A 13,512-nucleotide genomic window follows, 5' to 3' on the forward strand; every position below is an offset into this window, starting at 1 on the left:
CAAGGTTCGAGTAAGTGCGCCGGCGAAACCGGTGAAGCGTAAAGGGTGAAAGTCCCTGACATCAAAGGAGTAGCGATCCATGAATGTCCCCGAGTCATGCGTTGGTCATCGCGAGGTGAGCGGCGAAGCGTTGACAGGGGTGTCGGTAGGCCAGCCATTGAGCCGCGAAATAACCCTGATCCCGAGTGCCGACGCTTTTTATTCGGCGGAAGGCAACAGTCGTGGGTGCGCTAACGCGAGCACCCACGCGCTCGGCGTGGTCGCTAGAACCTGGCATGTCGATACGCGCTTCATTTGGGAACCGGGAGGTCTCCAGTCTGGCCGTGCGCGAGGTCTGCGTACGGCCCGCATCGGGAAGGTGAGGAGCCGAAGCCGATGATGCACGGACCGGAGAAGTCAGACCTTGGCGTAGTAGCGATGAAGTCGGCGAACAAGCTCGGGACGAGTGCGGAGTCGATGGAGCGAAGGCTGGGGGCCAAGGGGAACGCGCGGGAGCGATCCACGTGCCGGACGCAGAGCCGGGAAAGCGTGCAGCGGTCACTCCAACGCGTGCGGCAAAGAGCAAGGCAGGAAAGGCAGGAGCGATTCACATCCTTGCTGCATCAAGTCACGCCCAAGCTGCTGGATGCGGCGTTCTCGACGCTGAAGAAGAATGCGGCGCCGGGAATTGATGGCGTGACGTGGCGGGACTACGAGGCCAATCGAGCATCGAATCTGCGCAGCCTGCATGAACGCTTGCATCGCGGCACGTATCGACCGAAGGCTTCGCGACGGCAGTACATCCCGAAAGCGGATGGACGGCTGCGCCCATTGGGCATCGCGGCGCTGGAAGACAAGATCGTGCAGTCGGCGCTGGTGAGCGTGTTGAACGCTGTGTATGAGGAAGACTTCCTCGGCTTCTCGTATGGATTCCGCCCCGGTCGTGGCCAACACGATGCGCTGGATGCGCTCGCGGTCGGAGTGGATCGTGCGAAGGTGAACTGGGTGGTGGATGCCGATATCGAGCGGTTCTTCGATACGGTGGACCACGACTGGCTGTTGCGGTTCGTGGCGCATCGGATCGGTGACCCTCGGGTCATGAAGCTGATCCGGCAATGGCTGCGCGCCGGTGTCATGGAAGATGGATCGGTCAGAGAGACGTTGGAAGGCACGCCGCAAGGTGCGGTGATCTCGCCACTGTTGGCGAACATCTATCTGCACTATGCGTTTGACGTGTGGGCCAGACAGTGGCGGCAACGCCACGCGCAGGGCCGCATGATCGTGGTGCGCTATGCCGATGACATCGTGCTCGGTTTCGAGTACCGCGACGATGCCGAAGCGTTCCGTCGGGCGATGAGCGACCGGTTGGCTACGTTCAAGCTCACGCTGCATCCGGAGAAGACCCGCATGCTCGAGTTTGGTCGTTTCGCCAAATCGGCTCGCGCACGGCGGGGCGAGAGCAAACCGGAGACGTTCACGTTCCTCGGCTTCACGCACATTTGTGCAGAGGATCGGCACGGGCGCTTCCAGTTGCAACGACATTCGCGTCGGGATCGCCTGCGGGCGACGCTGGCGCGGATCAAGTTGCTGCTCAAACGGCGCATGCACTGGGCGATCCCTGAGCAAGGGCGCTGGCTGGCGCAGGTCGTGCGCGGCTGGTTCGGCTACCACGCGGTGCCCACCAACTTCCGGGCGCTGGACGCGTTCCGGCACCACGTCGTCGTTCTTTGGCGACGCACTTTGAATCGACGCAGTCAGAAGGCCAACACTACCTGGAGTCGCATGACTCAGATCGCCGCCGACTACCTGCCTGCTGCACGCATCAGCCATCCGTGGCCGAGCGTGCGCTTTGCCGCCAATCACCCAAGGTGGGAGCCCGGTGCGTCAATCACGCCCGCCGGGATCTGTGCGGGGGGCGTGCCGTGAGGCGCGTCTCTACCGCGATGATTTGTCCTATCACCCACGTCGCAAATCCGGGATAGGCTACGGGTATCGGCGTCAATCTGAAGCTGACTTGCCTCACAGGAGCCTCAATGGCCACTTGCTTTGTAATCCAGCCATTCGACTCCGGCAAGTTCGACAAGCGTTTTCAAGACATCTACAAGCCTGCGATCGAAGCTGCAGGGCTAGAGGCGTATCGCGTCGATCATGATCCAGGCGTGCTTGTGCCAATCGAATCGATTGAGAAGGGAATCCGCATCGCCACTATCTGCTTGGCGGACATCACCGCTGACAACCCAAATGTCTGGTACGAACTTGGCTATGCTTTCGCCGCACAGCGGCCGGTCGTAATGGTCTGCTCGGAGGAGCGGCCCGGAAAGAAGTATCCCTTTGATATCCAGCACAGAAGCATCATTCCGTACTTGGCAGACTCCCCGAGCGACTTCGACAAGCTGCGCGATAGCCTCACTGCGAAGATTGCTGCAATAGTCAAGCAGGACGCTGTGCTCGACAAGATTGCGGAAACGGACCCAGTCTCACCAGTTCATGGCCTTTCGCAGCCGGAGATTCTCGTGCTTGCAGTGATAGCAGGCGATGCTTATCTGCCGGACCACGCAACTGGAGTTAGCAATGTGAAGCGGAGCGCTGAACGCGCGGGTATCACCAACATGGGCTTCAACCTTGCCGTCCGTCGCCTCTTGCAGAAGAACCTCATTCTAGAGCAGGAAATATGGAACGAGCAGGATGGGGAGAGCTATCCCGGATTGGCGGTGGCCGAAACAGGGTGGGAATGGATAGACGCAAACGATGCGCAATTCGTGCTGAGCCGCCCAGAGAAAAAGAAAGACGATCTGCCGTTCTAGAGTGAGGCATGACCCTTCCTTCAAACGGACGTGCCTACGGCACGCCGCCTGAGTCAAACGTTAGGCGGCAATGCGAGCTGTTCGAGTCCCCTGAGAGGAGTTCTGCGCATGACGTACACACTGAAGCAGCTACGAGACGACGGCCCGCAGTTCGCTATGGCGATGTTGTTGCGATGTATTGAAGCAGGTGAGCCGTTTATCACTTATGGTGCGATCGCAGCTGAACTTGAGCGCCAGCTCGGGCTTGAGAAGATCTTTTCTACTCATATTGGGCATGTGGCTGGCTCTTTGATGGATAAGATTTTAGAGCTAGATCCGCGAGCCCCACTCATCAATGTACTGATTAGCCGGCCTGACGGGGTTCCGGGTAAAGGCGCGGGAGGATACCTTGCCGAGCGCTACAAGAAGATCGCACTGCGCAAGTGGGATAGCATTCCTCGATCACGAAAGCTGAGCATCGTTGGCGCGGAGCGCGAGAAGATATTTCAGTATACGAAGTGGGCGAGTTTGAATCGCAAGCTCTTTGGTGGTGCAGCTCTGAGCAAACTGAGAGAGCCTGAAGGAAACGAACATGATTTCAATTTCCCTTGTTACGGCGGCTTGGCCGAGAGCGAGGAGCACAAAGCTCTAAAGAATTGGGTGGCGAGCAATCCACATCGCATTGGGCTAGGAAGTCAATTCGGAAAGGGCGAGATTGAGGATCGCTTGCAATCGGGGGACGAAGTTGATGTTGTATTTGCTTCCGGCACCACGTTTAGGATGGTAGAGGTCAAGTCCTCACGGTCTAATGATGAGGATTTTCGTCGCGGTGTTTATCAGTGCGTGAAGTATCGCGAGGTAAAGCGTGCTGAGCACGCGCCTTATGAGGTGGATGTTCACGCAATTCTAGTAACCGAGCGAGAATTAACCACAGAGCTTAAGCAGAGAGCTAGCCTTCTCGGCGTCGCCCTAAAAGTCGTCAAGTTTCGGCGTGCTGCTTAACTAAGTGTTCAAGCCGGCTGCCGAGGAAGTTGCTCGTATCATCCACACGCCGTCGCGCGGCGGCGGCTTAACACGGCGTTAGGCACTACCGACATATGGCACGGACCCCTTCAATCGCCAAGAACGCGCTCCGTAGGATGCTGTGGGGCATTGTTGATCCGGAGCCTACTTGGAACGAGATTAGTGAACTCCGCGGTTATTTTGGCGAAGTGTGCTTCTATTGTGACAAGTCACTTCCATCGCTAAAGGACGATTTTACGTTGGACCATGTTGTGCCCTCGTCCCAAGGTGGTACTAACGGCATATCCAATCGTGTGCCCGCGTGCCGAAGATGCAACTCGACTGAACGCAGAGACAAGCCATTTGAAGACTTCTTGCATGAGAAATGCGTAGATGAGAAAACGTTTGGGCAAAAGCTTTTCCTCGCACTTGAGTGGTGTGCAAGTTCCTTCCAGCCTCACCATCAATTGCCACCTGAATTGGCTACACTTGTCGCAAATGAGGTTGCAAAGCTACACTCCGCGATAGATACCTCCGTCCAAACGATTCGCGCTGAATCAGCGCGCCTTGGATGGCCGAAGTATTCGGCAAAGGACATTCAAACGTTGGCTGGTATTGAAACACCAGGCGGCATGCGATCGACAGGCAATCGCCGCCGCAGGTAGTGCCTAACTATGTTCAAACCAAATCATCTCGGCCCTCGGCCGGTTAGCATGGCGTTAGGCCTTTGAACCGAGGATTCGGCTGAAGTCATTATCGAGAGCCGAGAGAGAGAGGGTCGAATAGAATAAAGCAAAAAGACGTTCGGGACTGAACTTCAAACCAAACAGGGGAAAAATATGGCTGTGTTCAAATTTCCAACACCGGCTTCATGCAAATTGAAAGACCGTGCAGCACTTTGCACCGCGTCACGAATTCTCGCACTATATAATCAGGCAACAGGCGAATCGGCTCAAAGAATCGGCAAAACGGTTAAGCGCTGGTTCGCTGCTGAGGCGCCGAAGCATGGTTGGGCCGGAGGTCACTTTCTCCCTGAGGTTCAGTCCGGACATGGCGCAGGCTGCGTACTTTTCGTTCCGCCCACTCAGGTAAATCTGACGGTTAAAGTGACGAGAACAACCCTTGTGCTGGAAGCAGAATCAGGGGAAGAGTAACCTGCGTTGCCAATTCGTTTCAAGCGCAAAGGCCTAACTAAATGTTCAAGCCGACCGCCGTCCCATCAGTTCGCACTTGCGATCGCTGTCGCGCGGCAGCGGCTTAACACGGCGTTAGGTTTCAATTCACCACTTAAGGAGGGATCGTTATGAAAGCAAGGACTATTATCTGGTTGCTGGCATTGTGTCTCTTTCAGCCCTGTGGAGCATGGAGTCAAAGCCTCAAGGATGCTGAGCTAGCCTCGAAGGCTGGGAACTGGAAGGTCCTGAGGTCTCAAGATCCCATGAATGATCAAATAATTTGTACCGGTATATTCGAAGATAACTATTCAGTGCAACTATCCGCTGAGGCGCTGTATCTGACAATTCCCGGTGGAGTGCAGTCCCTTACGCTCCGTTTTGATGAAAACCCACCGAGGCAACTGAGGTTGGCTACTGATATGGAGAAGAGAATTCGTTCAGTAATCTTGAAGGGTAACGAGTTCTCTGAATTCACTTCTAGCAAGCGGCTCCGTTACCAGGTCTCCACGTTGGTTCGTGGGATCGAGTCAGGAGACATGAATTTGGAAGGCTTGGGATCCGCTCTTGAAAGCATCAAGGCAGGGTGCCCAAAGATGTCGTTGACTAGCCCGGACCCAATTATTAACAAGACTAAATCTTCAGAATGTTCGCACGCACTTGTTGAAGGAATGCGGAAAAGTGGAGTATCTGAAGCGCAGGTGAAGGAGATCTGTAATTGATCCATTGAAACCTAACTATGCGTTCAAGCCGACCGCGGATCGGGCCCTTCGCTCAAACCAGCTTCCGCGCCGCGGCGGCTTAATGCGGCGTTAGGGCTCACCAAACATGCCGACACGTTTCTATCAAGAATCACTGATTGAGATGGACCGCGCGTTAGATGCGCTTTCCGCATTAGTTCGGCCACCGCGCGCCGTACCGTTCAAGGATTCGTTCGTTTATCGATATGTGGAGCAGCTACCTGAGCAAGCGATTGTTCAGAAGCTCGCGCGCCTGCCTTCTGGTCTTCGGGCCGCCCACTTGCTTCTTGACGCTGGGTTATTTCAAGAACAGGCAGCCCTGCAACGACTCATAGATGAGATCGGAGAGGACATTACTTTTCTATCCATCCCTCGCATGTACGGCGGGGAAACATCGTTACATACAGAGTATTTGCAGGCATTCTTCGCGGAAGAATTCGACCCTGCAACAGGACTGCCTACCGCCCAGGATAGGCCAATGGTCAGGCGCAAGAAGATCCGTGCATATATTGCACAATCCCCAATTGGAACACCCAATCCAAGCGGCCACATTGGGGCAACAAGAACTCTAAGCAAGGCGTACTCTGGTTATGTCCATGCGGCTTCACCGCAGATTATGGACATGTATGGCGGTGACCCACCACGATTTCATACAAGAGGGATGTCCGGCACGCCACGAGAAGCGGAGCACCGCCAAGACATTGCCAACTACTTCTATCGCAGCGTTTCAGCATTTGCCATAGCTGCACGCGCACTGGGGCATCAGCCGCTATTTGACCATCTGTTCGCGCACTGCTGCGAATACGAGGCAGTGATGGGGATCCGAGAGTGAGCCCTAACAATTCATTCAACCGGATGCCGCTTCGCGGCACGAGTTAGTTCAGGCGTTAGGTGACACCCAGCCCCACGATATGCTTGCCGCATGAAAGTCAGTGAAGTGCTGCTGCTCCTGCAAGCGGATGGCTGGTTCCTTGCAGCAACTCGCGGGAGCCATCGCCAGTACAAGCACCCGTCCAAGGCCGGCCGGGTCACTATTCCTGGCAAGCCGAGCGATGATTTGGCACCTGGGACGCTCAGTAGCGTCCTCAAGCAAGCTGGCCTCAAGAGGTAATTGTCATGCGCTACGCGATCGTTATTGAGCAGGCTGCAGCTAACTACTCGGCCTATGTCCCTGACCTTCCCGGCTGCATCGCCACTGGCAGCACCATCGAGGAAGTCGAGCATCAGATCCGTGAGGCGATCGGCTTCCATCTGGCGGGGCTTCGCGAGGATGGGATGCCAGTCCCGCCTCCAGTCAGCCACGTTGAGTACGTGGACATCGTCCGAGCCTGAGGTGCAACAGCTCAAGGACGCTCTGTTGGGCGCTGCGCCTTGCGAGTCTGGTCGCCAAGGGGGAGCGCGCGCCGAAAGTGACGGCTAACGTTGGCATTGCCGGGACCGCTGCATTGTTCGATGATCGGGTTGCCCTTTCCGGCGGCGCGACCGGGTTGGGCGCAACCAATTCGCGTCGGATTCGCACGAGGGTGGGGGAATTCGCTATGGATGAGTCAGGTGGTGGAATCATTGCTTCGATCATGATGCTGGTATGGCTCGCGGTGATCGTCGCGATCCTCGCGGGCTTCTGGAAGGTGTTCGTGAAGGCGGGGCAACCTGGATGGGCTTGCCTGGTTCCGATCTACAACATCGTGGTCATGCTGCAGATCGTCGGACGTCCGATCTGGTGGCTGGTGCTGCTGCTCATCCCGATCGTCAGTCTCGTGGTCATGATCATCGTGTCAATCGACATGGCCAAGAGCTTCGGCAAGGGCACCGGCTTCGGTGTCGGGCTGGCGCTGCTGGGTCCGATCTTCTATCCGATGCTGGGCTTCGGTGACGCCAAGTACCAGGGGCCTGCGGCTGCTACCGCGAGTTGATCAGAACCAGAGGCCCGGCCGGACCATTCGGCCGGGTCTTGCTGCACTTGGGGCGTGCAATGCGCTCCATGGATCAGGGCGACGCGATCCGCGCCAGCCGGCGATAGAGCGGCGCGAGTTGCGCGTACATGCGGCGGTAGACGTCGCGGTGCAGGGCGGCGTAGACGCGGGCATTTTCCGGGTTCGGGGTGAAGCGGCGGCCGCAGTGGCTCATGGCGGCGACGGCGGCAGCGAAGTCGCGGTGCAGGCCGAGGCCGACGCTGATCGCCATCGCGGCGCCCAGACCCGAGGTTTCGTGCGTGTGCGCGCGTTGCGCCGGCAGGTCGAACAGGTCGGCGGTGAGTTGCATCGCGGCATCGGATTGCGCGCCGCCGCCGGAGACGCGCAGTTCGGTCACCGCGCAGCCGCCGCGTTGTTCGATGCGTTCGCGTCCGTCGCGCAGTGCGTGGCCGAGGCCTTCGAGGATGGCGCGATACAGGTGCGCGCGCGTGTGCACGTCACTGAAGCCGATGATCGCGCCGCGCGCCTCGGGCCCGGGATGGCGCACGCCGGGCGACCAGTACGGTTGCAGCATCAGCCCGTCGCAGCCCGGCGGCACCTGCGCGATCAGCGCATCGAACAGCGACTCGGTGGCGACGCCCAGGCCTTCGGCGAGCACCTGCTCCGGATGTCCGAACTGTTCCTTGAACCAGCGCACCAGCCAATAGCCTCGGAAAATCTGCACCTCGCAGTTGTACTGGCCCGGCAGCAGCGCCGGGTAGGGCGGCACGAACGGCGTCGCCTCCAGGTAGCGTGGCGTGGTGATGCTGAAGGTCGCGGTGGTGCCATACGACAGCGCGCCCTGGTGCGGGGCGACGGCGCCGCTGCCCACGATCTCGCAGGCCTTGTCGGCGGCTGCGGCGAACACCGGCAGCCCGGCGGGAATGCCGGTCGAAGCCGATGCTTCGGGCGTGATCTGGCCGAGTTCCGCGCCGACAGGGAACAGCTGCGGCAGCTGCGCGCGCGCGCACTGCAATGCGCCCCACTTCCAGTCGAGTGCGCCGGCCCAGCGCTGGCGCTTGAAATCGAACGGCAGGTAGGCAACCTGGTTCGCCACCGAGTCGACCACGCGCCCGCACAGGCGCAGGTGCAGCAGCCCCGAGACCAGCAGCCAGTGCGCGGTCGAACGCGCCACTTCCGGATGCTGCTCGGCGATCCAGTTGACCTGCGCGCGGGCGGCGAAGTCGCGCACCGTGGCGCCGAGCCCGAGCGCCGCGAACGCGGCGCGCCACGGCCACGCCGGGCGCGGCGGATGCGCGGCGCGGCGGCGATCCAGCCAGGTGATCGCCGGAGACAACACGCGACCATCGGCAGCGACCGGCATCAGCGTGCCGCGTTGGGTGGTGACGGCGACGCCGGCGACGCGGTCGCGCGCCGTAGCAGGCAGATCCCACAGCTTGCGGCAGGTCGCCGCGGTCGCAAGCCACAGCGCTTCGCCGTCGTGTTCGTGCCATTCCGGTTGCGGCGAGCGGTAGCCATCGAGCGCGGTCTGCGCCTTCGCCACCAAGTTGCCGGCACCGTCGAACAGCATCGCGCGCACGCTCTGCGTGCCGCAGTCGAGCGCGAGCAGCAGCGGCGTGCTCATGCGCTCGGTAGTGCGTGCTGCGCCGACCACAGGGCGCGATAGCGCGCGTGTTCGGTGTCCCAGCGCGAAGCGTCCCAGCCAAGTTCGCTGCAGAGCAGATCGCGCAGCTCCGGCAGCAGCGCCTCACCGGCGCCGGCTTCGTTCAGGCCGATGCGCGTGCGTCGCAGCAGCAGGTCATCGAGATGCAGCACCTGCTCGTGGCGGCACACATGGCGCAGCTCGGCAAGACAGACGAGACCGCTCCCAAGGCGCGCGCGCGCCACGGGTTCCTGCTGCGCCAGGTCCACCACGCCATCGCCGTAGCGGCCACGCCAGCGTCGACGTTGCCAGTCGGGCAGCGCGGCGTTTGCAGCCGCATCGGTCGGCATGGCGAATACGGCGGCATTCGCCCGCGCGCGGGCGCAGCATCGGCAGCTGCGCGCGCAGTTGTTCCAGCACCTGCAGCGCGGTGGAGCGGAAGGTGGTGAGCTTGCCGCCGCTGACCGTGGTCAGCCCGTGTTCGCTGACGATCAGGTGTTCGCGGTTTTCCTGCGACGGCGGCAGGTCGCGATTCGACGACACCACCGGGCGCACGCCGGACCAGCTGCACAGCGCCTCGTCGGCGCGCAGCCCAAGCGACGGGAACTGGCGGTGCAGGGCGCGCATCAGGTAGGCGACTTCGGCATGGCTGATCGACGGCGCACGTTCCAGCGGTACCTGGTGGTCGAGGTCGGTGGTGCCGACCAGGGTCGCGCCTTCCCACGGCATCGCATACACCGGACGCGCGTCGTCGGGATGAAACAGCGCCACCGCCTGCGCTACCGGCAAGCGCCAGGCCGGGAACAGCAGGTGGCTGCCGCGCAACGGCCGCAATCTCGGCGCCAACCCGAGCCCACCGCGCAAGGCATCGGCGCCGCAGCCGGTGGCGTTGATCACGCAGCGCGCGCTCACCTCGAACGCAGCCTCGCCTTCGGCTTCGACGCGCACGCCGCGCACCGGTTGGGTATCGCCGTCGCGCAGCAGCGCGGTGACGCGGGCGTAGTTCAGACACAGCGCGCCGGCGCATTCGGCTTCGAGCAGCACGCGCAGGGTCAGGCGCGCGTCGTCGGTGGTCGCATCCAGGTAACGCCAACCGCCGCGCAGCCCGGCACTGGCGAGAACGGGCGCGTGACGCAGCATCTCGGCGGCGTCGAGCCAGGCGCGAGTGCGCTGGCCGGCAAAGGCGTCGTAGATCGCCAACCCGATGCCGACCACGTGCCGGCTGCCCGGCGTATCGACATGGAACGGCAACAGGAACGGCAGCGGCTCGACCAGTCCCGGCGCCGCGCGCAGCAACGCATTGCGTTCGCGCACCGACTCGCGCGTCAGCCCGAGCCGGCCCTGCTTCAGATAGCGCAGGCCGCCGTGCACCAGCTTGGACGAGCGCGACGAAGTGCCGCTGGCGAAATCGCTGGCCTCGACCAGTGCGACGCGCGCACCGGCGTGCGCCGCTTCGAGCGCGATGCCGGCACCGGCGATGCCGCCGCCGATCACCAGCACGTCGAGCGCGTCGCCGCTGCGCAGGCGCTCGATGCGCTCGGCGCGCGACATCGGCTTCATGCGCGTTCTTCGAGCAGGTTGCCGCTGGCGAATACGCCGTGCGGATCGAAGTGGTCGACCATTGCGCGCAGCGCGGCGATGCCGGCTTCACCCTTCTCGGCGGCGAGATAGGGCGCATGGTCCTTGCCGACGCCGTGCTGGTGGCTGATGGTGCCGCCGTGCGCAACGATCGCCATGCTCACGGCTTGTTTCAGCGCCTGCCAGCGGCGCCAACTCGAATCGAAATCAGGCCCGACGCGGAACACGAAGGTGCTGTACACGCTGCTGCCCTGCGCATACAGGTGCGACAGGTGGGTGTAGGCATGCGCGCGCTCGCCAAACGTCGCCAGCGCGTCGCGCCCGGCCTGTTCGATGGCGTGCAGCATCGGCGTCACCTTGGGCCAGTCGCAGGCGGTTTCCATGGTGTCCACCGCGTAGCCGTGCTGCCACAGCGCGTTGCGCAGGTAGACGCTGCGAAAGCGGTTCGCCTCCCAGCGCCGGCCAAGCGCACCGCCAGTGGCGACTCCGCCGTGGCGGCGCCAGATCGCTGCCGCCTCGCGCTGCATCGCGCGCACCTGTGCGCCAGAGCCGGTACATCCAACCAGCATCAGCACCTTGCCCGCAGCGACGCCGCGCAGACGCAGGTAGCGCTCCAGCCACGCCACCTGGCGACCGTGTCCGGCCAGGGTCAGCGTGGTGCGCGTCTCCAGCGCGTTGGCCAGGCGCAGCATCGACAGTCCGAGGCGTGCCTGCGCCAGTTCGCGCGCGCAGGCGGCACCGCGGTCCCAGTCGGGCAGGAACACGGCGATGAAGCGTTCGCACTCGGGCAGGCGGCTGATGCGCACCGTGGCTTCGCTGAGCACGCCGATGCGACCTTCGGAGCCGAGCACCCACTCGCGCAGATCCGGGCCTGCGGCCGAGGCCGGAAAGGTCGGCAGCTCCAGCGTCGCACTGGGCGTGTCCAGGCGGCCACCGGCGAACAGCGCCTCGATGCGGCCGTAGCGCGATGACTGCTGGCCCGAGGAGCGCGTCACCACCCAGCCGCCGAGCGACGCGAACTCGAAACTCTGCGGGTAGTGGCCAAGCATCCAGCCCTGCGCGCGCAACTGCGCTTCCAGATCGGGGCCGAGCACGCCGGCCTCGAAGCGCGCAAGGCGCGCATCGGCGTCGATCCACAGCAGGCGGCGCAGGCGCCGCAGCGACAGCGCCAGCACCGGGCGCTCGCCCGCGGGTGGCGTCAGATGGCCGACGACGCTGGTCGCGCCGCCGACCGGAATCACCCGCAAGCGGTGCGCGCTCGCCCAGTCCAGCAGCGCGCGCAGCTCCGCGACCGAATCCGGCTCGGCGACGCCATCGCACACGGTGCCGATGACACCGAAACGCAGCCGCAGCCAGTCTCCGCAACTCTGCCCGAAACTCGCGCGCAGGCGCGCCTCCGCCGCGGTGTCGATCGCATCATGCGCCGGCAGCCGCGATACCTGCGCCGCCACCGCCGCACAAGCCGCATCGAGACCCGCATCGCGCGGCGCCGTCCCCGGCCCGATCGCCGCAGCCAGGAATTCCAGCACCGGCGTAACCAGGCTCAGTTCGACGCTGTCATCGCCCCATCCGTTCCATCGCCGCATCGTTGCTTCTCCGCTGGTGCGGCAGACGGCGCCGCACCGTCACGCCAAGTCAGAACCCGCGATCACCGGAGAGGATGCCACCGAGTCCGCCGAGGACCGAGCCTTCCTCCTTCGAGCCGCCGCGCTGGTAGGCGGCGGCGAACATGCGGCCGGCCATGCGCGAGAACGGCAGTGACTGCATCCAGACGTGGCCGGGGCCGGTCATCTGCGCGAGGAACACGCCTTCGCCGCCGAACAGCATCGACTTCACGCCGCCGACCGGGATCACGTCGAACTGCACGTTGCTGGTCATCGCGACCACGCAGCCGGTGTCCACCTCCAGGCGTTCGCCGGCAGCGAGCTCGCGTTCGACGATGGTGCCGCCGGCATGCACGAACACCAGGCCATCGCCTTCGAGTTTCTGCATGATGAAGCCCTCGCCGCCGAACAGCGCGGTCATCACCTTCTTCTGGAAGAAGATGCCGATCGACACGCCGCGCGCCGCGGCCAGGAACGAGTCCTTCTGGCAAATGATCTTGCCGCCGTAGTTCGACAGCGTGAACGGGATGATCGTGCCCGGATACGGTGCCGCGAACGCGACCTTGGCTTTGCCGGAATTGCCGCTGTGCGTGAACACGGTGGTGAACAGCGACTCGCCGGTGATGATGCGCTTGCCCGCGCCGAGCAGCTTGTCCATGAAGCCGCCAGCGGCCGACTGCTGCGAGCCGTCACCGAACACCGTGTCCATGCGCACCACTGGCTGCTTGTACATCAGCGAACCGGCCTCGGCGACCGCGCTCTCGCCGGGGTCGAGTTCGACTTCGACGAACTGCATGTCGGAGCCGAAGATTTTGTAGTCGATCTCGTCCGCACGTGTGCCCAGGTTCGTCGCTGGCGGTGGCGGCGCGACCATCGCATGCGAGGCGGACGCCGCAAGTTCGTTGCACTTGCCGATCGGCATCCACTCGGCGAAACCCTGGCGCCAGCAATGCCCGTTCGGGTTCGTGCTCGCCTGCGCAACCGCGGCGGCGTGGTCGAGCGGACCCATCTGTTGTCCGTTGTAGCTCAGGAACCATTGGTGCATATGCTTGCCTCTCTGCGCTTGGTTGCAATCTGTCTGTAGGAGCGCCGCGTGCGG

Annotated in this window: 11 protein-coding genes and 1 pseudogene; 8 read left to right on the forward strand and 4 right to left on the reverse strand. The window is 62.4% G+C overall.

Annotated features, from left to right (window positions below):
- Positions 1-375 precede the first annotated feature (375 nt).
- The 8 genes from ltrA to IPG63_09670 all read left to right on the forward strand — a co-directional run bounded on the left by ltrA (position 376) and on the right by IPG63_09670 (position 7,589).
- The gene (ltrA, locus tag IPG63_09635; GenBank protein ID MBK6727505.1) at positions 376-1,905 is read left to right on the forward strand and encodes a group II intron reverse transcriptase/maturase; all 1,530 of its coding nucleotides are present in this window, start codon (positions 376-378) and stop codon (positions 1,903-1,905) included.
- 107 nt (positions 1,906-2,012) lie between these two features.
- Entirely contained in the window at positions 2,013-2,783 is a 771-nt protein-coding gene (locus IPG63_09640) for a hypothetical protein (protein ID MBK6727506.1), read from the forward strand.
- A 108-nt stretch (positions 2,784-2,891) separates the two neighbouring features.
- Complete coding sequence (locus IPG63_09645) at positions 2,892-3,764, forward strand: hypothetical protein (GenBank protein ID MBK6727507.1); 873 nt, start codon at positions 2,892-2,894, stop codon at positions 3,762-3,764.
- 137 nt (positions 3,765-3,901) lie between these two features.
- Positions 3,902-4,429 (forward strand): HNH endonuclease, encoded by a 528-nt coding sequence (locus IPG63_09650; protein MBK6727508.1) that lies wholly within the window; start codon positions 3,902-3,904, stop codon positions 4,427-4,429.
- A 1,335-nt stretch (positions 4,430-5,764) separates the two neighbouring features.
- On the forward strand, positions 5,765-6,508 hold the full coding sequence (locus IPG63_09655; GenBank protein ID MBK6727509.1) for a hypothetical protein: 744 nt from the start codon (positions 5,765-5,767) through the stop codon (positions 6,506-6,508).
- Between the two features lie 90 nt (positions 6,509-6,598).
- On the forward strand, positions 6,599-6,787 hold the full coding sequence (locus IPG63_09660; protein MBK6727510.1) for a type II toxin-antitoxin system HicA family toxin: 189 nt from the start codon (positions 6,599-6,601) through the stop codon (positions 6,785-6,787).
- Between the two features lie 5 nt (positions 6,788-6,792).
- Complete coding sequence (locus tag IPG63_09665; protein MBK6727511.1) at positions 6,793-7,008, forward strand: type II toxin-antitoxin system HicB family antitoxin; 216 nt, start codon at positions 6,793-6,795, stop codon at positions 7,006-7,008.
- 206 nt (positions 7,009-7,214) lie between these two features.
- Positions 7,215-7,589 carry a signal peptidase I gene (locus IPG63_09670; protein MBK6727512.1) on the forward strand — a complete coding sequence of 125 codons (375 nt, stop codon included), beginning with the start codon at positions 7,215-7,217 and terminating at the stop codon, positions 7,587-7,589.
- A 73-nt stretch (positions 7,590-7,662) separates the two neighbouring features.
- On the opposite strand, the gene IPG63_09675 is transcribed toward IPG63_09670, so the two are convergent.
- From IPG63_09675 to IPG63_09690, 4 genes and pseudogenes are all read right to left on the reverse strand, one after another.
- Positions 7,663-9,213: an FGGY-family carbohydrate kinase gene (locus IPG63_09675; protein MBK6727513.1), complete on the reverse strand. Its 1,551-nt coding sequence runs from the start codon at positions 9,211-9,213 to the stop codon at positions 7,663-7,665.
- A pseudogene (locus tag IPG63_09680) lies at positions 9,210-10,791 on the reverse strand (glycerol-3-phosphate dehydrogenase/oxidase). Before IPG63_09680 ends, IPG63_09675 begins: the two are co-directional and overlap by 4 nt.
- Positions 10,788-12,395 (reverse strand): FAD-binding oxidoreductase, encoded by a 1,608-nt coding sequence (locus IPG63_09685; GenBank protein MBK6727514.1) that lies wholly within the window; start codon positions 12,393-12,395, stop codon positions 10,788-10,790. The pseudogene IPG63_09680 and the gene IPG63_09685 overlap by 4 nt, the downstream one beginning before the upstream one ends.
- Before the next feature lie 49 nt (positions 12,396-12,444).
- Entirely contained in the window at positions 12,445-13,458 is a 1,014-nt protein-coding gene (locus IPG63_09690) for a TIGR00266 family protein (GenBank protein ID MBK6727515.1), read from the reverse strand.
- Between the last annotated feature and the right edge of the window lie 54 nt (positions 13,459-13,512).

Source organism: Lysobacterales bacterium, assembly GCA_016703225.1.
In the GTDB taxonomy this organism is placed as follows: Bacteria; Pseudomonadota; Gammaproteobacteria; order Xanthomonadales; family Ahniellaceae; genus JADKHK01.

Coding starts and splice junctions, on each gene's coding strand:
- ltrA (MBK6727505.1), top strand. CDS start 376: ATGATGCACGGACCGGAGAAGTCAGACCTTGGCGTAGTAGCGATGAAG.
- IPG63_09640 (MBK6727506.1), top strand. CDS start 2,013: ATGGCCACTTGCTTTGTAATCCAGCCATTCGACTCCGGCAAGTTCGAC.
- IPG63_09645 (MBK6727507.1), top strand. CDS start 2,892: ATGACGTACACACTGAAGCAGCTACGAGACGACGGCCCGCAGTTCGCT.
- IPG63_09650 (MBK6727508.1), top strand. CDS start 3,902: ATGCTGTGGGGCATTGTTGATCCGGAGCCTACTTGGAACGAGATTAGT.
- IPG63_09655 (MBK6727509.1), top strand. CDS start 5,765: ATGCCGACACGTTTCTATCAAGAATCACTGATTGAGATGGACCGCGCG.
- IPG63_09660 (MBK6727510.1), top strand. CDS start 6,599: ATGAAAGTCAGTGAAGTGCTGCTGCTCCTGCAAGCGGATGGCTGGTTC.
- IPG63_09665 (MBK6727511.1), top strand. CDS start 6,793: ATGCGCTACGCGATCGTTATTGAGCAGGCTGCAGCTAACTACTCGGCC.
- IPG63_09670 (MBK6727512.1), top strand. CDS start 7,215: ATGGATGAGTCAGGTGGTGGAATCATTGCTTCGATCATGATGCTGGTA.
- IPG63_09675 (MBK6727513.1), bottom strand. CDS start 9,213: ATGAGCACGCCGCTGCTGCTCGCGCTCGACTGCGGCACGCAGAGCGTG.
- IPG63_09685 (MBK6727514.1), bottom strand. CDS start 12,395: ATGCGGCGATGGAACGGATGGGGCGATGACAGCGTCGAACTGAGCCTG.
- IPG63_09690 (MBK6727515.1), bottom strand. CDS start 13,458: ATGCACCAATGGTTCCTGAGCTACAACGGACAACAGATGGGTCCGCTC.